Raw genomic sequence first — 22479 nt, forward strand, 5'->3', positions numbered from 1 at the left:
GGTTTAACAACAATTATACCTCGGGGTCTACTCACGACGGGTATGAGCGCAGAACAGCGAGCACAGCGCAAATGCACCTCGTGTGGCATCAACATCGCCGGGTTGAGCGCGGCGTCGTTCGACTGCCCGGAGTGTGGCCACCAGCTCCACCGGTGTGAGCGTTGCCGGAAGCAGAGCAACCTCTATGAGTGTCCAGACTGCGGATTCACGGGTCCATAACGAGATAACTATGGGAAAAGTTGCAGCCAACATCAAGGTCATGCCGGAAAGCCCGGATATCGATCTCGACGAGCTTCAAGAGCGACTCGAGAACTCGCTCCCCGAAGGAGCCAAGATCAACGGGTTCGAACGCGATGATGTCGCGTTCGGTCTCGTCGCACTCGTTCCGACCGTCATCGTTCCTGACGATTCGGGCGGAACTGAAACAGTGGAAGATGCGTTTTCCGACATTGATGGCGTCGAAAGCGTCTCCGTCGAAAACGTCGGTCGTATCTGAATCGTTCTCGACATCTTCCACTGGGACGACAGCGGTGGGAGACTGGTCTGGTCGCATCGCGAACGAATCATAACGCTTCGGGTGCAGATTCTACACGATGGTGGACGTCATACTCCTCGCTATCGGTCTCGTAATGGCAGTTTTCGTCGGGATCAACATCGGAGGATCAAATACGGGAGCTGCGTTCGGTCCAGCTGTCGGTAGTAACGTACTCTCGAAGCTGGCTGCTGGCGGATTGATGGCGCTGTTTGCGCTGCTCGGGGGGTGGGTTCTCGGTCCAAACGTCGTTGAGACACTCGGTGGTGACGTCGTTCCTGCTCGGCTGTTTTCGATCGAAGTCAGCATTGCGATCCTCTTTTTCATCGGATTCGCACTACTCATTTCGAACTGGTTTGGGGTGCCTGCTTCCACGTCGATGACGGCAGTCGGCGCTATCGCAGGGCTTGGATTAGCCACTGGACAACTCGACTGGGCAGTGATGGGACGGATCGTCGTCTGGTGGTTGGTCGCGCCCATTCTGGCGTTTTGGGTCAGTGGCGTCGTCGGACGCTACTTCTACCCGATACTGGTTGCGAAGTTCGAAATCGCTCGGACCCAAGGACCGCTGTTTCAGTTGAATCGATCGGGAACGGTCCCCAGGATCGCGTTCGGTCCCGGCACCACCCGACGGGAGGTGCTCGGAACGGCTGTCGTCGTCGTTATCGGCTGTGCGATGGCGTTTTCGGCGGGCGCGAGCAACGTTGCAAACGCTGTCGCACCGCTGGTAGGGTTTGAAGCGATCGGAATGGAACAGGGCGTCGTGCTTGGTGGGCTTGCTATCGGTCTTGGTGGACTGACCGTCGGACGGCGCACACTCGACACTGTCGGGAACGATCTCACCGAGCTGCCGTTGCTGGCAGCGGTCATCGTGGAGTTCGTCACCGCTGTACTCGTGAGTTTCCTATCGTGGCTCGGGATCCCCGCCAGCTTCGTCGTGATCGCGACGATGTCGATCCTGGGACTCGGTTGGGGCCGGGCCACCCGCACAGTTACGGCCTCTGATGCCGTTCGGAAAGGAACCAATGGAAGCGTCTCGGTTGGTGCCCTAGCCGCAGAAGGAGAAGACACCGGCGTACCGACCGTCGGCCACCCCAACCCCGTCGTGGCTGATGTTGAGGAAGGAAACGACGGCCGCGTCGAGAACGTCCCGTCTATCGGCGAGGAGGATCCTGCGGACATCCCCAGCGCAGAGGAGCTTTTCGAACCCGGCACCACTGCGAGGGTCATTGCGCTCCAGAACTTCGTGCCCGGCATTGCAACTCTCGGGGCGTATCTCCTGTTTCGGTTTGTCCCGCTAGCGTGACCGGCAGTCCGCGATACTGACGAAGCGCGATCGCAGAACGCACCTTTTATATCTCTCACCGGGGTACGTACTGGAAATGCCGAGTTCCAACGGACCCTTTAACAGCACCCGCGATAAGCTCTCGAACGATCCCCGAGACAGGGGGACCACACCTCCACAACAACAGGTCGAAGAGTTCGAGGTGGGCGAGACGGTCCACCTCAAGATCGATCCGAGCGTTCACGAAGGACGGTTCCATCCCCGTTTTGACGGTACCACTGGGGAAGTCGTTGGCAAACAAGGACGAGCGTTCAAGGTTCAGATCACCGACGGCGGCTCACAGAAGACGCTCATCTCCCGTCCAGCTCACCTCCGCCGGCAGCGATGACGATATTCAAAGAGAAGATCGAGGAAGAGCACCTCACGATCCCGGAGGTCAAAGAGTTGCTCGCCGAGATCGAAGCCGAGCGCGCCGCCGATGAGGAGCGTGAGATGCGCTATGAACTCGCGCGCGCAATCGAGCACGTCAACCGATTCTCCGAGCTGAGTGCCGACGATTCGCGCGCGCTCGTCGAAGAGCTACAGGAACACGAGAAAGTAGAGACGCAGACCGCGTTCAAAATTGTTAACCTTCTTCCACAAACCCGAGACGAACTCCGTGCAGTTTATGCTCAGGAACGCTACTCACTGTCGGGCGAGGAGCTCGACGAGATCTTAAATATCATCGCACAGTACGTTTGATTGCTGGCCGATCGGTTTCCAGTCGTGTTCCTGTGGTCGTTCCATACCAATGTTCCGGGTAGTTCACTTAAGTAGATGGTCCCCTTTGTACGGAATATGAGTGATGCCGAAACCGGGGAATCGAGTTCCGCTGTCGTACTGGATTACCTCCCTCACGGGCGTCCTGACGACGATCGTCCCCAATACAAGAAGCCGTCACTTGCACACGTCATCGGGATCGAGGAGTTCGAACTCCTCGAGTGTGTACTGAGCGACGACGCATCGGTGTCGATCGGCGACACGGTGGCACTCGACGGTGAAAGCGTCGATCGAACCCGACCAGTTTCCTACGATGAGCTTACGACCAGTGCGCGCTCCGAAATCGAATACGCCATCCGGGCGATCATCGACGACGACGAACAGCGGTTCGTGGAGTATTACAACGAAGCCCAACCGATCACACTCCGCCTCCACCAGTTGAATCTACTGCCCGGTATCGGGAAGAAGCTCCGAAACAACATATTAGAGGAGCGAAAACGCACACCGTTCGAGAGTTTCGAAGATCTCGAAGATCGCGTTTCCGGCCTGCACAACCCCCGCGAGATCCTCGGGGAACGAATCCACGAGGAGCTTCGGGAGGAAGATCTGAAATACCGATCGTTCGTCGGCTGATCCCCACGTCGATAGCGAACCGTTTTGCAACGCCATGGCGTACGTCGGGATGATGAAGGATTCGTCCTCTCGGTCGTTTCGTGATCCCGACGCGCTCATCGCTCGGGCGGGCGTGGCTGGCGATCCAAACCACGACCAACACTTTCTCGTCGACGATCGTGTGCTCGACCGACTGACAGGGTATCTTCCGACAGATACCGACAGGAGCCATCTACTCGAAATCGGTGCGGGAACAGGAGCGCTCACCGACCGACTCCTCGAACACGGCAAACGGGTGACAGCCATCGAACGCGATCCGGCGCTCGTGGAATTTCTCCGATCGGAGTTCGAGGACGCCATCACGACCGATCGGTTGACGGTCATCGAAGGGGATGCACTCGACGTCGAGTTGCCCGATGTGACTGCATCGGTATCGAATCTTCCCTACAGCGCGAGCAGTGACATTCTGTTCCGGTTGCTACCGCGTTCCATTCCGCTAGTAGTGATGGTCCAGCGGGAGTTCGCTGCACGCATGGCCGCGGATCCGGGCACCGACGAGTACGGGCGGCTGTCGGTCACGGCCGGCCATTACGGAGAGTGTGAGATCGTCGAGCCAGTCCCCAGAGAAGCGTTTTCCCCATCACCACCCGTCGAGAGTGCCGTGGTTCGTGTAGTGCCACACACACCAACGTACACGGTTCCCGACGACGAATTCTTTCTGGACTTCGTGACGGCAGTGTTCACACAGCGCAGAAAGACGGTTCGCAACGCGATCCGCAACACCGTCCACATCTCGAACCTCAGGGACCCCGAGAACGTCGTGTCTGCCATTGAGGACGAAACGCTGAGTAAACGCCCCGGGGATCTTTCGCCCAGCCAGTTCGCGGCGCTGGCCCGTTCGGCGTTCAAACACGGCGAGCCGAAGGTGGACAGCCGTGACTGATCCGCGTGAACAACGCGATGTCGAACAAGTGTATCAACCCGCCGAAGACTCGCATCTGCTCGCCACCACCGCGTGTGAGCGCATCCGTGCCGACGACTGGGTACTCGACGTCGGGACGGGGTCGGGCTACGTCGCCTCGATCGTTCAAGAACGGACGGAAGCGACCGTGCTAGGAACGGACGTCAACCCACACGCCTGCCAGCAGGCCCACAGCCACGGTGTCGACGTCGTTCGAACGGACCTCATTGATGGAATCTGTGGCTCGTTCGACGTCGTCCTGTGTAACCCGCCGTATCTGCCGACCGACCCGGACGAGGAGTGGGACGACTGGATGGAGTACGCCCTTTCGGGTGGACCTACCGGCCGGGCCGTCATTAACGACTTTCTCGATGCGCTTGGGTCGGTGCTCGATCCGTCCGGACGGGCGTATCTCGTCGCCAGCACGCTGTCTGATCTCGACGCCGTTGCCGAACGCGCCGACGAAAACGGCTGTGAAACCACTGTCGTCGGAGAGGAATCCGTCCCGTTCGAAACGCTCGTCGTCCTCGAAATTACCACGAAACATTAGACTCAGTAGAAAATATTATTTGTAGGGATTGCGTAGCCCGCGCCAATGGTGAACGTAGTCGCATCCACACCGGGGCTGTTCCCGCTCCCGGATCCAGCAAAAACGGAGCTATCGGATCTGAAAGGACATCAGAAGAGCGATCTGGTCGATGGTGACGAGGGAGCGGCGGTTTCAGCGGTGTACGACCGCGTCCGAGCCGAGTTGATCGAGCGCCAGCAGACAGCAGGTCTCGATCGTATCGTCGAGGGACAGGCGCGCTGGGACGACATGCTCGCTCATCCCCTGACCGTCCACGACAACGTCGAGACGGGGGGAATCGTTCGGTACTACGACAACAACAATTTCTATCGGGAGCCGGTCGTCACCGGCGAGTTGACCGAAAGCGGTGATATGGCGGCTGATCTCGCCAGTGCTGGGGATGTCGATGGATTGCAAGCGGTCGTTCCGGGACCGTACTCGCTTTCTGAGCTTGCGAGCGACGAATACTACGGGGATGACGATGAATTTCTCGGTGCAGTCGCCGAATTCCTGTCCGGAGAGATCGAGTCGTTCCCGTCGGTCGAAACGCTGTTCGTTCTCGAACCGTCGCTGGTCGAAACCCCACCGGGGGATGGACGGGACGCTACGGCGAGCGAAGCGATCGACACGGTCGCAAGCGCGATCGACACGGATGTCGTCGTGCACACGTATTTCGGCGCGTTGCCCGAGAAGGTCCACGCCCACCTACTTGACGCCGACATCGACGCTGTGGGATACGACTTCGTGACCGACCACGAGGACTCCCTTTATAACATCAACGAGTACGGAACGAAAGACGACGTCGCACTCGGCGTCGTCGACGGGCAGAACACCCGGGTAGAAGAGGCCGACACGATCCGCGAACGGATCGAGTGGGTCCAAGAAAACACGCCAGGAGCCGACTTCGAGACGGTGTACGCGACACCAAACACCGGGCTGTTTTATCTACCTATGAACCGCTTCGAAGAGAAACTTGACGCGCTTGGCGAGGCAGCGACCGCCGAGGAGGTGCACGCATAGATGACTGATACGCGCGAACAGTTCAGACCGGAGGAGCATCCGAACGATCATTTCCTGCTAACGACCGTGGTCGGGAGTTATCCGAAACCGAAATGGCTCCACCGCATTCGTGACCTCCACGAGGATGAATTGGGGTGTGATGCGGAGTTCGACCGACAGCAGTGGCAGGAGGCCAAAGACGACGCTGCACGGGTCATTACCGACGAACACGAACGGGCCGGACTCGACGTTGTCGTCGACGGCGAGATGCGCCGTACCGAGATGGTCGAGTATTTCGCCGATCGGATCGAAGGATACGAGTTCAACGGACCAGTGAAGGTCTGGGGACACAACTACTTCGACAAGCCCTCGATCACGCAGGAGGTCGAGTACGACGAACCGTGGTTGGTTGACGAATTCGCGTTCACCGATGGCATCGCTGCCCGTCCCGTCAAAGTGCCGATCACGGGACCGTACACGCTCGCTAACTGGAGTTTCAACGAGACTGAAAAAACTGAGGAAGAACTGGCCTACGACGTGGCCGAACTGGTCAACGAGGAGATCAGCCGACTCGTGGACGCAGGCGCGCGGTACATCCAGATCGACGAACCCGCACTTGCGACCACTCCAAACGACCATGCCATCGTCGGAGAGTGTTTGGAGACCATCTCCGCGGGAATCCCCGAGAACGTTCGGCTGGGGCTGCACGTCTGTTATGGGGACTATTCGCGCATCTATCCCGAGATTCTCGAGTATCCAGTCCACGAGTACGATCTCGAACTCGCCAACGGTGATTACGATCAGCTGTCGGTGTTCAAAGAGACGGCATTCACGAAGGATCTCGCATTGGGCGTCGTTGACGTTCACACTGCCTCGGTCGAGTCCGTCCCGGAGATCAAAGCGAACATCAAGAAGGGCTTGGAGGTCGTTCCACCCGAGCAGCTCACGATCAGTCCGGACTGTGGGTTGAAACTGCTTCCCCGGAAGATCGCTTACGGCAAAATGGAGAACATGGTCAAAGCCGCCCGCGAAATCGAGCAGGAACTGGACGCAGGAACGATCGACGTGAGTGCGCCCGTAGCGAGCGCCGACGACTGAGAACGGACGATACCGGGGCGTCTGTTTCTCGCCGGGCAGCTTGACGCGACGGTATGGCGGGATCGCTACCGTGCTCTCGTAGCGAACCATTTATTCGAACCACGAAGAAAGCGGGAGCATGGACACCGCCGAGCGGCGGGCGCTCGTGACCCGCTACACGGAGGAGATCGTTACCGAGGAGGAACTCGATGAGTTGTTGGCCCGCGAGCAGCCAACCGTGTACATCGGCTACGCGCCGACCGGCGAGATGCATATCGGTCATTTCACCACGATCCGCAAGCTCGCGGATTTCATCCGGGCAGGATTCGACGTGACGGTGTTGATCGCGGATCTACACGCCCATTTGGACGACGAAAAGAGCCCTTTCGAACTGCTCGATGCCAGATCACGGTACTACCGAACTGCGATCGAGGCGATGATCGAAACCGCCGGTGCGTCGGCTGACCGGCTCACGTTCGTGCGTGGAAGCGAGTTCGAACTCGATTCGGAGTACACTCTCGAACTCCTCCAGATGGCGGCCGATACGACGATCAAACGTGCGCAACGCGCTGGCAGCGAAGTCGTCCGTCAGAGCGAAAATCCGAAGCTTGGCGGCGTGCTCTACTCGCTGATGCAGTCGCTCGACGTCGCGGCGCTCGAAGCCGACGTGGCCTACGGCGGCATCGATCAGCGAGGGATCTACATGCTGTCCCGCGAACTGCTCCCCAAATGGGGCTATGAGAAGCCGGTGTGTGCGTTCGCGCCGTTGCTGTCTGGGCTTTCGGGTGGGAAAATGAGCGCCTCGGATGAATCCTCGAAAGTGGGTCTGACGGACGATTCCGAGGAGATTCAAGAGAAGTTAAACCAAGCGTACTGCCCACAAGGCGAGACAGAGGACAACGGTGTACTCGAATACGTCCGCTATCTCCTCTTCCCGGTGCTCGAAGAGCGCGACAAATCCTTCCACGTTGAGCGCCCTGAGAAGTTCGGCGGCGACCTCGTGTATGAGAGCTACGAAGAACTCGAAGCGGATTTCCTCAGCGAGGAACTCCACCCACAGGATTTGAAAAACGCCGCCGCAAGCGAGATTGCCGAGATCGTCGCCCCCGTCGGCGAGGCACTGCGAGACGATCCCGAGTTGCTCGAAACGGCCTATCCCGAGTAATTGATTTGCTCGTGAGAGAAAAACACCGCCATGGCCGATTGGATGGCGGAGTACAGTAACACCGATAATCCTCACGAGAGATATAAGATTCTGCGGCGTGAGATGGCCCGGCTCCGCGAAACACGGTCGTTGTTCGACCGTGAGATCGTCGCAGGGACGGTACGCAGATTGAACGAACGACAGGAAGGAGAGCTGATCGTGTTTGTAGCGAACGACTTCGGGCGACCGATGGCGTATCGCCCCGAGGACACAGGCATCGAGATACAGGACGCTGTGAGACAAGCTATTTTGGAGAACAAATACGACGAGGGGCCTGACGATCTCAATAACGCTCGACAGGAACTGCTGAAAGAGCATCCCAACGTTCACAAAGCCATCGTCGCTGAGATCAACGCTGGTACTATTCGCTACTATCTCCCGGAAGGTTCGAACACGACGACGAATTTCATCACTGTTCGTGAGATGGTCGGACTCATCGACTACACCACGAACAGTTCACAAAGTGATGGGTTGTCGATAACCTACTAGCGCCCGCGGTTCTTCTGTACCGATATCATACTCTCCGATACGATCGGATGACCGCTCGAAGGACCGCCGCTCAAACTGAGCAGCCTCGTCCGGAGAAAGCACCCCGGAGCCGTTTCACGGTCGCATCGTCTCTCTCAGCAGTCCTATCTACTTATCAATGATAGAAGACAAATATAATATAACAGAACAAGAGTACCATACATGCCCAAAGAGCGGTCTCCAATCACCCGTCGCAAGGCCCTCGCGGTCGGTCTCAGCGCGGCCACCGGAAGCGTTGTGCTCCCTCGACGGTGGTTCATGGAGCCTGTCGAATCTACGGAGACGGTCGAGCGTACTGCGTGGCCGATGGAACGACATGATCCGGCACGAACCGGATACACACAGGCTGATGGTCCAACAGAAAAGCCAGCCGTCGCGTGGCAAACCACAGTTGGAGACGACCACTCGTTTCGGGGACTCGTTTGTTCGAGCGAGCAAGTGTATCTCTCGACGTACGACAAGCTGCTCGCGGTTGATGCAGAAACCGGAGAACCACAGTGGCAGACGAACAGACTCGGTACGCTTCCATGGACCGACGGCCTGCATCCGTGGAACGATGGCACGCTGTCGATCCAAGCGCCACCAGCACTCAGCAACGACCGGCTGTTCATCGTCTCGGGAACTACTAGAACCGTCCTATATGCTATCGATCCAGCTGACGGCAGTCCACTGTGGGGGTACGAAACGAACTTCAGTCCGGACGAGACGCTTGTTACTGACACCACGGTGTACTTCTCGTCGTTAGGCGATGAGCCACTCGTGGCTGTGGATGCCACAGCGGGACTTGAGCGCTGGAAAACGGAGGCGGGCACGGGTGTCCACCCGCAAGCGTATGCACAAGGATACGTCGTCGGCCCAGTGCTCGGTCGAGACGGACAGTTCGGTGCTGTCGAAGCGTCGTCCGGCTCCGTTGAATGGACCCGAGATATCGATAACAGTGACCTGAGCCGCGGGCCGTGCATCACGAACGACACCGTCTACTGCGGGACGGGAACGTTACATGCCCTGAATGTAGACGATGGATCGATCCGATGGAGACGGACAGTGGTGGAATCCGACACCGACCTCAGACCTGTTTCCGATGGACCGACAGTTTATCTCGCACTCGGCGGGCACGATCAGGTTCTCGCGCTCGATGGGCAGACTGGGGACGTGCAGTGGCGCAAGCAGATTCACGGACTCCTTGGCGGAAGGACAGCAACACTCACTGATGAGACACTGTACGTTGTCCTCGAACACGGCGTCGTCGCACTCGACAAAGTCACCGGAAACGAACGGTTTCGCGTGCAAGTCGGGGAGGACCACGTGTCCACATCGATCACCGCGTCAGTTCTTGCAGGCTCCACGCTGTACATTGTGCTTGACCAGACGCTGTACGCTTTCACCGACCAGTCATGAGCGACGAAAGCGCACTCCAGAACATCCGGAACGGGTTTACCAAAATTGACCAGCTCGTGACCCTCTGGATCGCTCTTATGGGTGCTATAACCTTCGGTCTCACTGCCGTACTTTCTGTCACACTGATCAACGAGCCGTTTCGGTTGCCGCTGTACGCGAGCAGCATCCTGACAGCGTGTGCGACAGTTTTTATTTATTTTTCATATTCAGATAGCAAAACGGAACCCATCTTGCGATTCGGGTGGACGACCGCTCTCGTGTTTGCTGTGCTGGCGATGGTGACTGGATCGTTAGATCCACCGACGAGCGGGTCGCTGTACTACATCGTGACCGCCCTTTTGAGCTGGATCGCGGCGCTTGCGATCGGCTGTGTCGCCGTCTGGACCGACGACTGGCGGGAACTCCTCCCGTGGGGATAGCCCAAAAACGGCGAGGATTGTGAGAAAAGGCGGTGCTTATCCCTTCGAGGGGGTAGATGTGAGTATGTCGGACGAGTTCCTTCTGTTGAACCCGGGACCAGTACCGCTGACAGACGACGTACGTGGGGCAATGGACGAGCCGCTGGTGTCACACCGGTCGACGGCGTTCGAAGCAACTTACGAACGCGCACAGCGCGACCTCGACTACGTCTTCAGTCAGTCCACGCTCGACGGACGGACGACGGGCAACGGAACGAGTCTCATCCTCAACGGCACGGCGACGATGGGGATGGAGATGGCGGTGGCGAATCTCACCGACGCCGATAGTGAGATCGTCGCGCTCGTCAACGGGAAGTTCGGGCGGCGGTTCAAGCGGATCGCGGAGCGTCACGCCCGCATCACCCCCGTCGAAGTCGCGTGGGGCGAATCGTTCGATCTCGACGCAGTCGACCGAGCGATCACTGACGACACTGATCTCGTCACGATGGTCCACAACGAGACGAGTACGGGACTACTCAACCCGGTTGCCGAAGTCGGTGAACTCGCGTCCGAACACGACGCGCTGTTCGTTGTCGATGGGGTCACGAGCATCGGTGGCGATGCGTTCCACATCGACGATTGGCACGTTGATGTCGCGCTCACCGACGCTCAAAAAGCGCTCGCTGCTCCGCCAGGTATCAGTGCGATATACGTCACCGACCGGGCAGCAGCGGCAGCGACCGGTGAGTCGGCACCGTTCTACGAAGATCTCGATTGGCACCTCCGGAAATCAGAGGACAACCAAACGCCGTTTACCAGCGCCGTTCCGTTGTTCCGAGCGCTCGCAGTCGCCGTCGAGAACATCCGCGAGGAGGGGATGGACACCCGAATCCGCCGCCACCGACGGCAATCACGCGCGTTCCGTGCTGGGTTCGAGGCGTTCGGACTGGATTCGTTCCCGACGGTCGAGGGTCCGACTCAGCTTTCGAACACCCTCACGGCGATCGATCTGCCTGAGTCGGTGAAAGAGTCGCCTGAAGCGTTCTTCGACGCGGTTGGTGAACGAAACGTCTCCATCAGCGGCGGCCAAGCCCACCTCGGTGGCGAGATCTTCCGGGTGAGCAACATGGGGAACCTCACGGCTGAGCAGGTGCTCCGTGGCGTGCGGACGGTCGGTGAATCTCTCACCGAGATCGGCGTCGACTGTCCGGTGACGGATGGGGTCGATGCGGCCCGACAGCAATTAGAGCTGTGAGAACCCACGGATCGTGAGCACGCTATAGTTCGATTCGTTCGTTCGATTCGGAGCTTCGAACGATCGCGTCGAGAACGGCCATGTTCTTCTCGGCATCGCAGGCGTCCGTTTCGGGCGTGCTGTCGTCGGCGACACAGCGGGCGAAGTGGTTGATCTCTCGTTCGTACTGATCGACGGGATCGAAGCGTTCCGTACCGCGTCGTCCGTCGACCGTATACTCGAGCGTCGCTTGTTCGGTGCTGTCGATGTCGAACGCCGTGTGGGTCTCGATCCAACCGTTTTCGGCCTCGATCCGGTAGTACTGCTCCATCTGTGTGTCGAAACTCGATTCGACCGTGGCACACAGCCCCGATTCGTACTCCAATAAAGCAGTCATGGCTGTGTCGACGCCAGAGTCGCGGGCGTCGTGTAACACGCCGGTAACGGCGGCCGGGTCGCCGAGAAAGAGCCGCGCCGCGTTGATGGGATAGCAGCCCACGTCCATTAGACTCCCGCCGTCGAGCTGTGGATCGAGTCGAATGTCGTCTGGTCGCCCCCAAAGCGGATATTTGAAACCCGACCGGAACGACGTGAGCCGACCGAGCGAGTCGTCAGCGAGTTCGAGTGCTCGTCGGGTCCGGGGATGAAACCGGTACATGAATCCTTCCATCAGGATCACGTCACGATCCGCACAGTACTGTCGTAGCTCCCGGCACGCATCCGCATCGACTGCGAGCGGTTTTTCACAGAGCACGTGTAACCCGGCGTCAGCCGCCCGCTTCACCCATGTTGCATGAAGTGCGTTCGGAAGTGGGATGTACACAGCGTCCAATCGATCATCGTCTAACATCCCCTCGTAGCTCGGATACCACTGCGGGATATCGAACGCGTCGGCGGTCGCTTGAGCCGCGCGCTCGCTCCGGGAGCTAATACATCGCAGGTGATGATCGGTTTTCTGTATCGCGGGAATAACTGCCTTTTGGGCAATACCTGCCGTACTTATCACACCGAACTCCATACACAGAACAGCGATCCGGGTGTGTATAGTCTTTGAGAACTGGGCGCCGAGGCGATCACCGGGAGTCGGACTGTAGGCGGGTCGTCGTCTCGATGAGCGGGTGGTGGGCGTAATCGACGACAGCGATGTCGTCGATGTCCTCCAGTTCGCCTTTGCGTGCTGTTTCGGCCATACCCAACTGGACCGGCTCTTTGAGCACGATGACGTAGGCGTCCATCTCCTCGATCCCAAGGCGGGCAGCGGCTTTCACGCGATGGTGACCGTCGGCGAGCAACAGTCGTTGGCCACCGTTGTCAATCACGACCAGCGGCTCGGCCAGACCGTTTTCGAGTTCGTACACCCGACCCTCCAACTCGTCGGTGTACACCTTCCCTTGAGTCGGAATGAGCTCCGACAGCAAAACGGTCCGCCGGAGTTGGCGCATCTCGACGCCATGGATATTCTTGAGTGTCTGCACGAGTTTGTCGACCTTGCCGGGGGTTGCACGCTCGATCTGACTCCGGACGACGTCGGCGTTCGAGATGATCCCAACGAGATGCCCTGCGTCGTCGACGACCGGTAGCTTCTGAATGCCCGATCGGAGAATAACGCGCGCGGCGTCGGTAATGTCCATTTCCGGATGGGCGACGATGAGTTCCTCACTCATCACCGTGAAGATCGGATCCGCCTCCTCAGCGAGGAGGAGATCACGCGCGGTGATAATTCCCTGTACGTATCGACCGTTACACACCGGGAATCCGCTGTGACCTTCATTCTCGGCGATGCGTCGAGCAACGTCAGCAACGGTCTCATCCGGGCTGACAGTCACGACTTCCCGAGTCATGTAATCTTTCACGCGCGGTTTGCTCCCCTCGCTGTCTTCCATTATATTCGTGTACGTATGTACTGGTTAAATGTTTCCCGGTCGACGTGACTGATGGACGGTCACCAATAAACGGAATTAACGTCTGAAGTGTTTCGCTGCCACGATGGGCGTTCACGAATCGTCTCGAAAAATCGTTCGTCGATGACCGTCCGAACAGTTTCGATCAATCGATCGCGTCCGTCGTCGGGAGCCTCCTCGTCTTCGATGACTCCCAAAAATCCGAGTGGGATCTGTGCGCCTGCCATGTCCGCGTGACCGCCGGCGTCACCGATCTGATCGAACGCGTCACGGAGGGTTTCACCCACGTCGAGAGGGGTACTTCGGGTCCGGGCTGAAGCATACACCGTATCGTCACGGATGCCATAGACCAGCGTAGTCGTAACCCCATCAATGTCGAGTAACCGATCGGACGCTTGAGCGATCGCGTCTCGATCCCGAAAGAACTCCACACAGCTCGTGAGTACCGAGCCCTTGACAGTGCGATTTCGAATCGCACGACCGATCGTTTCGAACGTCTCGACGGTCATCTGGGGTTCCTCGATCTGAGCGAGAATACCCATGTCCGCAAACGGAGTGAGATACGCCGCAGCTTCGAAATCATCGACAGCGATCTCGCGGCTGAACTGCTTCGTGTCGACCCAAATTCCGAACAGTAATCCGGTGGTGATCGGTGTCTTTGGTACGATGTCGAGTCTCTGGAAATAATCAACGAGTAGCGTGCTCGTCGCGCCGACATCGCTCCGCAGATCGACGAATCGAGCTTCGACGGGCTTTCGTGGCGGATGATGATCGATGACGATATCTACCTCAGTTCCCGGCGGAAGTGGATCGTTCACCCCCGGTCGCGCGTGATCCACGAGCGCAATGCCGCCGTACTCGGAAAGATCGATCTCGTCACTCGCAAAATGAAGCAGATCGTAATCGAGGACGTTCACGAGCGCGCGGTTTTCCTGGTGAGTAATATCACCAGAATAACATGCGTCGGCCGAACAGTTTACTCGCTCTGCGAGATCCACCAGCGCGAGCGCGCTTGCGATCGCGTCCGGATCGGGGTTGTCGTGCATCACGACGGCGAGGCGGCCGTCGATAGCCCGGAGCGTGCGGTGGAGTTGTCGGACGCGGTGGCCTTGTCGACCGGCAGAGGCGAGTACCTGCTCTGCGATCGCTGCCCCCGGATCGATCACACGATCGGCGACCGACGACAGTTCCGAGCGAATCTCGTTGTCAGCGCTGGCACCCAGATAGGCGACGAGCATCGCCTGAGGATAGGCTGCTCGCGCCGTGTGTGCTGTCCGGTGGTTCTGGCGTGTGTCGTCGCTCGCGACTAGAATCGAATCTACGGGCGGGTTACACACCGATCGGAGTACCTCCGGCGAGAAGTCATCGGTCTGGACGGCTGGAATACCGTCACCGCGTAGTGTTTCGGCCCGAGCCGTGTTACGGACGATGACCTGCAACTCGCCGGGGCGCTCATCGAGTGTATCGGCCAGCAGTTGCCCGAGTGACCCACACCCAAGCACCAGCCGGGTTACCATACACTCCATAGTGGAGTCGGCCGGTAAATACTTCTTCTTTCAGTTCCCACATCGTGCGCTTTCGTGAGTCGCGCTTCGACGGGACGAAATAAAACGGTAGCCGCGTTCAGAACAGTCCGCTACCAGCCGTCAGTGCCGGTTCGGAGAAAACGAACAGCGCCGGGAGGAGCAACACCGTTACGACTGCCGCCACGACGATCGCGGCGTACAGCCCGGTCGGATACCCATCGATGGAGAGATCACTCGCCGGCTCTTCGATCCACATCGCTTTGACCACCCGGGCGTAGAAGTACAGCGACAAGGCACTGTTGACGATTAGCCCGACTGCGAGCACGTACGTCTGGGCTTCGACGGCACCGAGCAACAGGAAGTACTTCGAGAGCATCCCGCCGCCGGTTGGCAGGCCAGCGAGACTGAACAGGAAGATGGACATGGCCGCGCAGGCCACCGGCGCTTTGTTCGCAAGTCCGTTGTAATCCTCGAACGTGCGTCCGATTCCCCAGTGCTCGGCCAACGCGACGAACAGGAACGCACCGGTGTTCATGAATCCATACACGAGCAGATGGAGCATGCCCGCACTGAGCACGAACGGCTGGTTCGCAGTGCCCGTCATCGCGCCGAGCGCGATGAGCGCGTAGCCCGCGTGACCGATCGATGAGTACGCGAGCATCCGCTTGACCGTCTCTTGGGTGGCAGCGGCGAAGTTGCCGAGCGTCATCGTCACCAACGCGAGGATCTGGAACGCCAGCACCCAGTCGACGCCAGCGATCGCGTCAGCCGGGAACGCGGTGATGAAGATCCGGAACGCCAACACGAACCCGGCGGCCTTGGATGCCGACGAAAGGAACGCCGAAATGGGGGCTGGGGCACCCTCGTAAGCCTCCGGTGCCCAGAAGTGGAACGGGACGCTCGCGGTTTTGAACGCCACACCACCGAGAACCATCATCACACCGATTCCCAGCACGCCAGTGAGGCTCCCATCGATACCGTCGGTGAGCGTGGCTGCGATGTCAGTGAACAGAAGGCTCCCCGTCGCAGCGTAGACGAGGCTGATCCCGTAGGCGAACACCGCTGACGAAAGCGCGCCGATGAGGAAGTATTTCATTCCAGCCTCGACGCTGCCGCGGTTGTCCTTGAGGTATGCGACGAGCGCATACGATGGCAATGACGCGAGCTCGAGACTCACGAACGCCGTCGCGAAACTGTTCGAACTCGCAAGGAGTGTCATTCCGATGGCCGCCAGTACCACTAACACGTAGTATTCGCCCTGATACTCCCGCTTACCCACGTATTCGTGGCTGGCGAGCGCGATGAGGGCGGTGACGCTAGTGAAGATGAACGTGAAAAACAGGCTCATCTCATCGACCACTAGTTGACCACTGAACAACTCGGTCGATCCGGCACCGTTCAACAGCTGCGTACCCGTGACGACCAGCGCAATGAGCGAGCCGAGGACCGTCACACCCGACAACAACGTGTTGTTTTTCGATTCGGGATACACGCTGTCGATCGTGAACAACGCGAGTGCCGTGAGTCCGAGGATGATCATCGGCGCAAGCCCCTCATATCCCCCCAGTCCGAGCTGCAACGGTTGATTCGATGCTGGCACTACCAGGGCTGTCGGTGTCGTGATCGTGGTTGCAACACTCATAGCAAAACACCTCCGAGAATCGAAACACCGAGTCCGAGCATCTCAGGACCGGCGTCGGCCTGTTGAGTGGCCGTGAGTTCGGTCATGGGTCTGACTGCGCCCTCGATCATGTCAAAGACGAGTTCGGGAACGGACCCAAGCGCGATGATCAACACGATGAGCACCACCAGCGGCACCACATCGTGGACGGAGGCGCGAGTGATCTCGTAGTCGGTACTCACACTGAACTGCCCGAACAGCGTCCGCTGCATCGCAAACAGGTAGTATCCCGCCACGATGACGATCCCGAACATGGCGATCGCTGTGAGCAACGGTGCGTACGCGAAGTCCGCAGAGAACGAACCACTGAACACGAGGAACTCGGCCACGAAGCCGGACATCAACGGCAGACCCATGTAAGCGAACGAGCCCGTCACGATCGCCCCGGCAGTGACAGGCATCCGGTCGGCGAGTCCGCTCATATCACCGACCATTCGGGTGTGCGTCGTGTTGTAAATAACGCCGACACCCAGGAACAACAGCCCCGAGATCAGTCCGTGACTGATCATCTGGAACGTCGCTCCCCCCAGTCCGTACAGCGTGAACGCGACCAGTCCGAGGATCACATACCCCATCGACGACACTGAGGAGTAGGCGACGATTCGTTTGAGGTCCTGCTGAGCAAGCGCGAGCAACGCGCCGTAAATCACTGATAGGACAGCGATAGCGACGAGTATCAGCGCGTACTGCTGTGCGATCTCTGGAAGCAAAGTGAAGTTGAATCGGAGCAACGCGTACGTTCCCATCTTCAACAGCACTCCCGCCAGGATCACCGACACCGGTGTCGGGGCTTCGACGTGAGCGTCAGGCAGCCACGTGTGCACCGGAACGACCGGTACTTTCACCGCAAAGCCGGCGAACATGAGGAAGAAAGCGACCGCTTTCACCGTGTTGGGAGACATACCCGCGATCGATCCCACAGCGCCGGGCGTCGAAAGTGCCCCCGCGATCGCCGGGAGATCAAGCGTCTGAATCGAATCACCAAGCCCGAACACCAACAGGAAAAAGCCCACGAACATTACGAGCGATGCGACGTTCGTATAGACGAAGAACTTGATCGCGGCGTACTTTCTGCGTGGCCCGCCCCACACACCGATGAGGAAATACATCGGGATGAGTACGGCTTCCCAGAAGACGAACCAGACGAAAAAGTCCAGTGCCGCGAACACGCCGATGAGACTCGCCTCCATTAGAAGCATCAGCCCATAGAACTGGGATTGCCGCTCGTCAATGGGCGTCCACGCGCTCAGAATGGCGAGCGTCGACAGTATCGTCGTGAGCACGATCAACGGCATGCTCACACCGTCCAATCCGACGTGATAGAACAGTTCGTAGGGACCGACACTCAGCCAATTGATCTTCGTCTCGAAGGCGAGCGTGCTGCCTTCGAGCAACGCGTTACCGACGCCGTCGAAGGTGGCGTACATGTACAGACTCCCGAGGATCGGAAGTAGACTGATCCCGAACGACAGCCGGGCCGAATACTTATCAGGCAGCAAGAATACGGCCGCGGCCCCCACGAGGGAAATGCCGATGAGTAGCTCGATCATCATACGAACCACCCCCCGAGAACGCCGACGGCAACCAGCAACACGACCAGACCGACCGTGAGCAGCGCAGCGTAATTGGTGACGTCACCGGTTTGGACGCGACGGGCACGATCACCGATGTGTAGCGAAACGCTAGAGATACCGTTGACAGTGCCGTCGATGATTCCTTGATCGAACGTGTCCGCACCGCGGGCCACGTTCGCTGTCAAACCTTCTGCGAGCCATACCTGATATTCGTCCTGGTAGTAGTTGTTGAACAGCACCGTCTTGATCGATCCGAGCTTGTCCGTGTGTTCGTCCGGGTCGGGAACGTTGTAGAGGACGTGTGCAGCCCCTGCTCCGGCGAGCGCGAGCAGCAAGGAGACGGCTCCCGAGGCGACCACGAGTGCCGATCCTGCGTGCACTTCTCCGTAGTCAGCCCACTGTTCGAGCAGTCCACCGTAATGCTCGACGGTGAGCGTCTCGCTCCCGTGTTCGAACCAGCTGTGGAGGAACTCGATGTGTGCCCCGGTCAACTCCGCGATCGGCGTCATGTTGATGAATCCGATGACCGTGGCCAACACGCCGAGCACCACCAGCGGGAACTTCATGTTCCAGCCAAAGCGATGGGGGTCCTCCGCGACGGTAGTGCGCGGCTCACCGTGGAACGTGAGAAAGACCATTCGGAATGTGTAAAACCCAGTGAAAAACACCCCGAGCAGTCCCATCGCGTAGGCGGCGAGGAAGATCGGGTTGTCCATCCCGCGGAGCAACGCCTCGAACAGCACTTCATCCTTCGACCAGAAGCCCGAGAACGGGATGATCCCCGCGAGCGCGAGCGATCCTGCGAGGAACGTGTAGTACGTGACCGGCAGGCGCTCTTTCAACCCGCCCATCTTCCACATGTCTTCGTCATGGTGCATCGCGACGATCACTGCTCCCGCGCCGAGGAACAGTAGTGCCTTGAACACCGCGTGGGTGGTCAAGTGGAACACGCCAGCGACGTATCCGCCAACGCCAAGCGCGAGCATCATATATCCATACTGTGAGATGGTCGAATACGCGAGCACCTGCTTGATCTCTCGTTTGACGACACCCATCGTCGCCGCGAACAGTGCGGTAAACCCACCGACGAAGGCGATGATGGCGAGCGCAGTCGGTGAGAGCGCGTAGAATCCGTACATGCGCGCGACGAGGTACACACCGGCAGCGACCATCGTCGCCGCGTGAATGAGCGCCGAGACGGGCGTCGGACCTTCCATCGCATCGGGTAGCCACGTGTGTAACGGGAACTGAGCCGACTTTCCCATCACGCCACCCAACACCAGCAGCCCGAGGATGGTGAACCACGTCTGGGGATCGAATCCGAACGTGTTGATCCCAGCCGTTTCACCGGCGAGTGCCTGTTCTGCCAGTACTGGGAAGCTTTCCGCCCCGGCCCCGCCAGCGAACGCCGACGTGCCGAACGTCCCGAGCACACCGACCACGCCGATGAGGAAGAAGTAATCCCCGAACCGGGTGACGAGAAACGCCTTTTTCGCCGCCGATGGCGGGGCGTCTGCCCGAAACCAGAATCCAATAAGGAGATACGAACACAGCCCGACCAGCTCGAAGAACATGAACGCCATGAACAGGTTCGACGCCATGACGAAGGCCAGCATGCTGAAGCTGAACAGGCTCAAACCGGCGTAATACCGAGGTAGACCGGTTTCTCCCTCGTCGTTCATGTAGCCCAACGAAAACACGAACACCAAAAAGGAGATGAGCGAAACGATGAGCAACATCAATGCCGACAGTTGGTCGATGAGAATGCCGAGTTCGAGGGCGAACGGATCAGTGACGGCGACGAGCGTGTGAACGATCTCCTGGTGGGGCTCACCGGAGGTCAACACCGCGAAATACACCCACACGGAGAGCAACAACGACCCTCCTGTCGCCGTGATTCCTGCGAACGCGCCCTTTTTGGGCATGTACCGACCCCCAAAGAGAGCGATCAGGAACGATACGAACGGTAATGCAGCGATTGCCGGTGCAAATTCGAAGGCTCCTGCCATAGGATTACCACCTCATCGTAGTTGCCGTCGTCACGTCCACGTCATTGAAGTTCCGATAGAGGACGAGAATGATGCCGATCCCAACAGCCACCTCTGCGGCGGCAAGCGCTATCGTGAACAGACTGAACACCTGTCCCGTGAGGTTACCGTTCTGGATGGAAAAGGCGACGAAATTGATGTTCGCAGCGTTCAACATCAACTCGACGCTCATCAGAAAGATCAGCGCGTTCCGACGAGTCAGGATGCCGAACAGCCCAATACAGAACACTGCCGCCGAAAGCACGAGATAGTACTGGGACGGGATCATCGTCGGTCCTCCGTGGACGCGGTGCCACCGTCAGTACGAACGTCTCTCGACGAAACATCGGAAGCGGAGTCGGAATCACTCTCCCGTCGCGCAAGCATCACGGCTCCCGTGAGCGCAGCCACGAGGAGAACGCCCATAACCTCGAACGCGACAAGGAAATACTCCGAGGCTATCGGGCCGCTCAGATCGAACAGCGCGTACCCGATGCTTGCGGTGACTGATCCCGATTCGAACCCCTGTACCGGTGGAAATTGAGCCGACAGAAACGCCGCTGCCATAACGACAAACAACGCAACTGCCGCCAATCCCGACAGGAGGTGTCGACCGAGATACAACCGTGGTCGAGTCGTCATGTCACCGCCTCCTCGATCGGATCATCACGAGTGAGCATGACCGCGAACGTGATCAGGATCAACACTCCCCCGATGTACACGAGTATCTGCATCGTGGCGACGAACGCCGCTTGACGCATGACATAATGCACTGCAACCGAAAGAAGCGCTATCCCGAGCAAGAGGGCAGAATGCCATACGTCGCGCACGAGCACGACGCCCAAACTGCTCCCCACCGTGATAACGGCAAACAGCGCGAATGCCAATGTCTCATACGGTGCTACTGCCATTAGTGTCCCTCATGTTGGCTTCCCTTTGAAGATTTCGAGAACGCACGGAGAACAGCCAGCCACCATCACGACAGTCTATCTTTACATTTGTATCAACTACACAAAATATAATAATACATTCTATTACTGGAAGTTACTGATGGCAGAGTGACCTTGGTAATACTGATGTTATCTCCGATATTTGTGGAGCAGTTAAACTAATCCATGCCCAACATTTTAGAGAAGGGGTATCCTTAAATAATATTTCGACATACGGCATATTGCCATGGTTCGAGAGCAGTCACGTCGTCGGTTTTTGCAGTTGGCAGCAGCAGGTGCAACGTCAGTAGGAATCAGCAGCGTCGCCTCTCGGAAAAGCCGAGCGGTGCCGGCGATCGAGGGACCGTCAGTAATCGGACAGACAGGAACGATCGTGGCCAGCCACAGTACGCCTGGACAGTGGCAACGCGTCAACTTCGAGACACCGTTCGCACTCACACCGGTAGTGATCATGCAACCGGTCGGAACGCGCGATTCGGTTCCCGTCTCTATTCGGAAGGTGACGCGGCGAGGGTTCGAGTTCACATTCACGGGACAGAACGGCTATAGAAAGGATGAACCAGCACGGGTCAGCTATCTCGCCGTCGCCCGGGGCGTTCACGAGTTGAGTGGCTCTCTGATAAACGCGGAAGCTGGCTTTGTAGCCGCTGATACGTCTCTCCAGACCGTCTCGTTCGATCACTCGTTCGCTGAGCGACCGATCGTCTTCGCCCAATCGCAAACCCACAGTCATCAAGGAGCCGCTGCCGGATCGGAGCAGTCGATCACCCCCCAGATCGACGTCACCGGTTCGGATCAGTTTTCCGTCCGTCTTCAAGCGCGGGGACAGCACCAACGGTTCAAGCAATCAGAAACCGTCGGATATCTCGCCTTCGAACCTGGATCGGGTGTATTGGATCCACCGATGGGCGCGAGTAACCAGCTGTTGGGTCGGTTCGAGATCGCTACGGCGCAGAAATCCGTCATGGACCCATGGCATCAGCTCGTGTTCGAACACACCTACGATCAGCCCATCCTGCTTGCAGGCGTCCAAACGAGCCCCGATGCCGTCAGTACCCGGGTCGCCAATCTCAACAGCGAGAATGCGGCGATCCGTCCCGCCCACGAACCGAACACCGATGCGAGCGACATCCCTGAACACATCGGATACGCGGTTTTCGAAAACGAACACCTTCTCTACGTGTGATTTCACCCTCCTAGGAAGAGAAGATGTTCTCATGGCAGTCGAACTGCTGTCTCTACATGGGGAGTCTCCAGAAGCGTCC

At 58.5% G+C, this 22479-nt stretch carries 25 protein-coding genes; 16 read left to right on the top strand and 9 right to left on the bottom strand.

Annotated elements, in window-relative coordinates; genetic code table 11:
* The first annotated feature begins 42 nt into the window (after positions 1-42).
* The 15 genes from MW046_RS01445 (at position 43) to MW046_RS01515 (ending at position 11576) form a co-directional block, all read left to right on the top strand.
* Entirely contained in the window at positions 43-219 is a 177-nt protein-coding gene (locus MW046_RS01445; protein WP_124953315.1) for an HVO_2753 family zinc finger protein, read from the top strand.
* 10 nt (positions 220-229) lie between these two features.
* On the top strand, positions 230-496 hold the full coding sequence (locus tag MW046_RS01450) for an elongation factor 1-beta (RefSeq protein WP_247993796.1): 267 nt from the start codon (positions 230-232) through the stop codon (positions 494-496).
* Positions 497-593: 97 nt separating this feature from the next.
* Positions 594-1838 carry an inorganic phosphate transporter gene (locus MW046_RS01455; protein WP_247993797.1) on the top strand — a complete coding sequence of 415 codons (1245 nt, stop codon included), beginning with the start codon at positions 594-596 and terminating at the stop codon, positions 1836-1838.
* A gap of 76 nt (positions 1839-1914) precedes the next feature.
* Complete coding sequence (locus MW046_RS01460; RefSeq protein WP_247993798.1) at positions 1915-2205, top strand: 50S ribosomal protein L21e; 291 nt, start codon at positions 1915-1917, stop codon at positions 2203-2205.
* The gene (locus tag MW046_RS01465; protein WP_247993799.1) at positions 2202-2558 is read left to right on the top strand and encodes an RNA polymerase Rpb4 family protein; all 357 of its coding nucleotides are present in this window, start codon (positions 2202-2204) and stop codon (positions 2556-2558) included. Before MW046_RS01460 ends, MW046_RS01465 begins: the two co-directional genes overlap by 4 nt.
* Positions 2559-2654: 96 nt before the next feature.
* A complete protein-coding gene (locus MW046_RS01470) occupies positions 2655-3209 on the top strand; it encodes a DUF655 domain-containing protein (RefSeq protein WP_247993800.1) in 555 nt (184 codons plus the stop codon).
* 52 nt (positions 3210-3261) lie between these two features.
* The gene (locus MW046_RS01475; protein ID WP_247993801.1) at positions 3262-4131 is read left to right on the top strand and encodes a 16S ribosomal RNA methyltransferase A; all 870 of its coding nucleotides are present in this window, start codon (positions 3262-3264) and stop codon (positions 4129-4131) included.
* Positions 4124-4699 carry a HemK2/MTQ2 family protein methyltransferase gene (locus MW046_RS01480; RefSeq protein ID WP_247993802.1) on the top strand — a complete coding sequence of 192 codons (576 nt, stop codon included), beginning with the start codon at positions 4124-4126 and terminating at the stop codon, positions 4697-4699. Before MW046_RS01475 ends, MW046_RS01480 begins: the two co-directional genes overlap by 8 nt.
* A 45-nt stretch (positions 4700-4744) precedes the next feature.
* Positions 4745-5737: a 5-methyltetrahydropteroyltriglutamate--homocysteine methyltransferase gene (locus tag MW046_RS01485; protein ID WP_247993803.1), complete on the top strand. Its 993-nt coding sequence runs from the start codon at positions 4745-4747 to the stop codon at positions 5735-5737.
* Complete coding sequence (locus MW046_RS01490; RefSeq protein WP_247993804.1) at positions 5738-6814, top strand: methionine synthase; 1077 nt, start codon at positions 5738-5740, stop codon at positions 6812-6814. It begins immediately after the preceding gene.
* A gap of 118 nt (positions 6815-6932) precedes the next feature.
* Positions 6933-7958, top strand: a complete 1026-nt coding sequence (locus MW046_RS01495; protein ID WP_247993805.1) for a tyrosine--tRNA ligase — start codon at positions 6933-6935, stop codon at positions 7956-7958.
* Between the two features lie 30 nt (positions 7959-7988).
* Positions 7989-8486, top strand: a complete 498-nt coding sequence (locus tag MW046_RS01500) for a hypothetical protein (RefSeq protein WP_247993806.1) — start codon at positions 7989-7991, stop codon at positions 8484-8486.
* 201 nt (positions 8487-8687) lie between these two features.
* Positions 8688-9923, top strand: coding sequence for an outer membrane protein assembly factor BamB family protein (locus MW046_RS01505; protein ID WP_247993807.1), 1236 nt, complete (start codon positions 8688-8690; stop codon positions 9921-9923).
* Positions 9920-10342: a hypothetical protein gene (locus MW046_RS01510; protein WP_247993808.1), complete on the top strand. Its 423-nt coding sequence runs from the start codon at positions 9920-9922 to the stop codon at positions 10340-10342. The genes MW046_RS01505 and MW046_RS01510 overlap by 4 nt, the downstream gene beginning before the upstream one ends.
* A gap of 64 nt (positions 10343-10406) precedes the next feature.
* Positions 10407-11576 carry a pyridoxal-phosphate-dependent aminotransferase family protein gene (locus MW046_RS01515; protein WP_247993809.1) on the top strand — a complete coding sequence of 390 codons (1170 nt, stop codon included), beginning with the start codon at positions 10407-10409 and terminating at the stop codon, positions 11574-11576.
* Positions 11577-11598: 22 nt separating this feature from the next.
* On the opposite strand, the gene MW046_RS01520 is transcribed toward MW046_RS01515, so the two are convergent.
* From MW046_RS01520 to MW046_RS01560, 9 genes are all read right to left on the bottom strand, one after another.
* Positions 11599-12573: a Gfo/Idh/MocA family protein gene (locus MW046_RS01520; protein ID WP_247993810.1), complete on the bottom strand. Its 975-nt coding sequence runs from the start codon at positions 12571-12573 to the stop codon at positions 11599-11601.
* 55 nt (positions 12574-12628) lie between these two features.
* A complete protein-coding gene (locus MW046_RS01525; RefSeq protein WP_247993811.1) occupies positions 12629-13438 on the bottom strand; it encodes a CBS domain-containing ParB/RepB/Spo0J family partition protein in 810 nt (269 codons plus the stop codon).
* Positions 13439-13497: 59 nt separating this feature from the next.
* Positions 13498-14973, bottom strand: a complete 1476-nt coding sequence (locus MW046_RS01530) for a DHH family phosphoesterase (protein WP_247993812.1) — start codon at positions 14971-14973, stop codon at positions 13498-13500.
* Between the two features lie 106 nt (positions 14974-15079).
* Positions 15080-16522 carry an NADH-quinone oxidoreductase subunit N gene (locus tag MW046_RS01535; protein WP_247994792.1) on the bottom strand — a complete coding sequence of 481 codons (1443 nt, stop codon included), beginning with the start codon at positions 16520-16522 and terminating at the stop codon, positions 15080-15082.
* Between the two features lie 98 nt (positions 16523-16620).
* The gene (locus MW046_RS01540) at positions 16621-18216 is read right to left on the bottom strand and encodes a complex I subunit 4 family protein (RefSeq protein ID WP_247993813.1); all 1596 of its coding nucleotides are present in this window, start codon (positions 18214-18216) and stop codon (positions 16621-16623) included.
* Positions 18213-20246, bottom strand: coding sequence for an NADH-quinone oxidoreductase subunit L (gene nuoL, locus MW046_RS01545; protein ID WP_247993814.1), 2034 nt, complete (start codon positions 20244-20246; stop codon positions 18213-18215). Before nuoL ends, MW046_RS01540 begins: the two co-directional genes overlap by 4 nt.
* Before the next feature lie 4 nt (positions 20247-20250).
* Positions 20251-20553 (bottom strand): NADH-quinone oxidoreductase subunit NuoK, encoded by a 303-nt coding sequence (gene nuoK, locus MW046_RS01550; protein ID WP_124953296.1) that lies wholly within the window; start codon positions 20551-20553, stop codon positions 20251-20253.
* Entirely contained in the window at positions 20550-20906 is a 357-nt protein-coding gene (locus tag MW046_RS01555; protein WP_247993815.1) for an NADH-quinone oxidoreductase subunit J family protein, read from the bottom strand. Before MW046_RS01555 ends, nuoK begins: the two co-directional genes overlap by 4 nt.
* Positions 20903-21175 (bottom strand): NADH-quinone oxidoreductase subunit J, encoded by a 273-nt coding sequence (locus MW046_RS01560; protein WP_247993816.1) that lies wholly within the window; start codon positions 21173-21175, stop codon positions 20903-20905. Before MW046_RS01560 ends, MW046_RS01555 begins: the two co-directional genes overlap by 4 nt.
* A 265-nt stretch (positions 21176-21440) precedes the next feature.
* Between MW046_RS01560 and MW046_RS01565 the strand changes: the two genes are divergently transcribed.
* On the top strand, positions 21441-22400 hold the full coding sequence (locus MW046_RS01565) for a twin-arginine translocation signal domain-containing protein (RefSeq protein ID WP_247993817.1): 960 nt from the start codon (positions 21441-21443) through the stop codon (positions 22398-22400).
* Positions 22401-22479: the final 79 nt, after the last annotated feature.

It is taken from the genome of Halocatena salina (assembly GCF_023115355.1).
In the GTDB taxonomy this organism is placed as follows: domain Archaea; phylum Halobacteriota; class Halobacteria; order Halobacteriales; family Haloarculaceae; genus Halocatena; species Halocatena salina.

Excerpts from the sequence above, each read along its gene's own strand:
- MW046_RS01525 (WP_247993811.1), bottom strand. The coding sequence starts at position 13,438 with ATGGAAGACAGCGAGGGGAGCAAACCGCGCGTGAAAGATTACATGACT.
- MW046_RS01485 (WP_247993803.1), top strand. The coding sequence starts at position 4,745 with ATGGTGAACGTAGTCGCATCCACACCGGGGCTGTTCCCGCTCCCGGAT.
- MW046_RS01445 (WP_124953315.1), top strand. The coding sequence starts at position 43 with ATGAGCGCAGAACAGCGAGCACAGCGCAAATGCACCTCGTGTGGCATC.
- nuoL (WP_247993814.1), bottom strand. The coding sequence starts at position 20,246 with ATGGCAGGAGCCTTCGAATTTGCACCGGCAATCGCTGCATTACCGTTC.
- MW046_RS01475 (WP_247993801.1), top strand. The coding sequence starts at position 3,262 with ATGAAGGATTCGTCCTCTCGGTCGTTTCGTGATCCCGACGCGCTCATC.
- MW046_RS01505 (WP_247993807.1), top strand. The coding sequence starts at position 8,688 with ATGCCCAAAGAGCGGTCTCCAATCACCCGTCGCAAGGCCCTCGCGGTC.
- MW046_RS01530 (WP_247993812.1), bottom strand. The coding sequence starts at position 14,973 with ATGGTAACCCGGCTGGTGCTTGGGTGTGGGTCACTCGGGCAACTGCTG.
- MW046_RS01540 (WP_247993813.1), bottom strand. The coding sequence starts at position 18,216 with ATGATGATCGAGCTACTCATCGGCATTTCCCTCGTGGGGGCCGCGGCC.
- MW046_RS01450 (WP_247993796.1), top strand. The coding sequence starts at position 230 with ATGGGAAAAGTTGCAGCCAACATCAAGGTCATGCCGGAAAGCCCGGAT.
- MW046_RS01465 (WP_247993799.1), top strand. The coding sequence starts at position 2,202 with ATGACGATATTCAAAGAGAAGATCGAGGAAGAGCACCTCACGATCCCG.
- MW046_RS01460 (WP_247993798.1), top strand. The coding sequence starts at position 1,915 with ATGCCGAGTTCCAACGGACCCTTTAACAGCACCCGCGATAAGCTCTCG.
- MW046_RS01515 (WP_247993809.1), top strand. The coding sequence starts at position 10,407 with ATGTCGGACGAGTTCCTTCTGTTGAACCCGGGACCAGTACCGCTGACA.
- nuoK (WP_124953296.1), bottom strand. The coding sequence starts at position 20,553 with ATGATCCCGTCCCAGTACTATCTCGTGCTTTCGGCGGCAGTGTTCTGT.
- MW046_RS01535 (WP_247994792.1), bottom strand. The coding sequence starts at position 16,522 with ATGATCATCCTCGGACTCACGGCACTCGCGTTGTTCACGATCGACAGC.
- MW046_RS01455 (WP_247993797.1), top strand. The coding sequence starts at position 594 with ATGGTGGACGTCATACTCCTCGCTATCGGTCTCGTAATGGCAGTTTTC.
- MW046_RS01490 (WP_247993804.1), top strand. The coding sequence starts at position 5,738 with ATGACTGATACGCGCGAACAGTTCAGACCGGAGGAGCATCCGAACGAT.
- MW046_RS01510 (WP_247993808.1), top strand. The coding sequence starts at position 9,920 with ATGAGCGACGAAAGCGCACTCCAGAACATCCGGAACGGGTTTACCAAA.
- MW046_RS01560 (WP_247993816.1), bottom strand. The coding sequence starts at position 21,175 with ATGGCAGTAGCACCGTATGAGACATTGGCATTCGCGCTGTTTGCCGTT.
- MW046_RS01500 (WP_247993806.1), top strand. The coding sequence starts at position 7,989 with ATGGCCGATTGGATGGCGGAGTACAGTAACACCGATAATCCTCACGAG.
- MW046_RS01555 (WP_247993815.1), bottom strand. The coding sequence starts at position 20,906 with ATGACGACTCGACCACGGTTGTATCTCGGTCGACACCTCCTGTCGGGA.
- MW046_RS01470 (WP_247993800.1), top strand. The coding sequence starts at position 2,655 with ATGAGTGATGCCGAAACCGGGGAATCGAGTTCCGCTGTCGTACTGGAT.
- MW046_RS01495 (WP_247993805.1), top strand. The coding sequence starts at position 6,933 with ATGGACACCGCCGAGCGGCGGGCGCTCGTGACCCGCTACACGGAGGAG.
- MW046_RS01520 (WP_247993810.1), bottom strand. The coding sequence starts at position 12,573 with ATGGAGTTCGGTGTGATAAGTACGGCAGGTATTGCCCAAAAGGCAGTT.
- MW046_RS01565 (WP_247993817.1), top strand. The coding sequence starts at position 21,441 with ATGGTTCGAGAGCAGTCACGTCGTCGGTTTTTGCAGTTGGCAGCAGCA.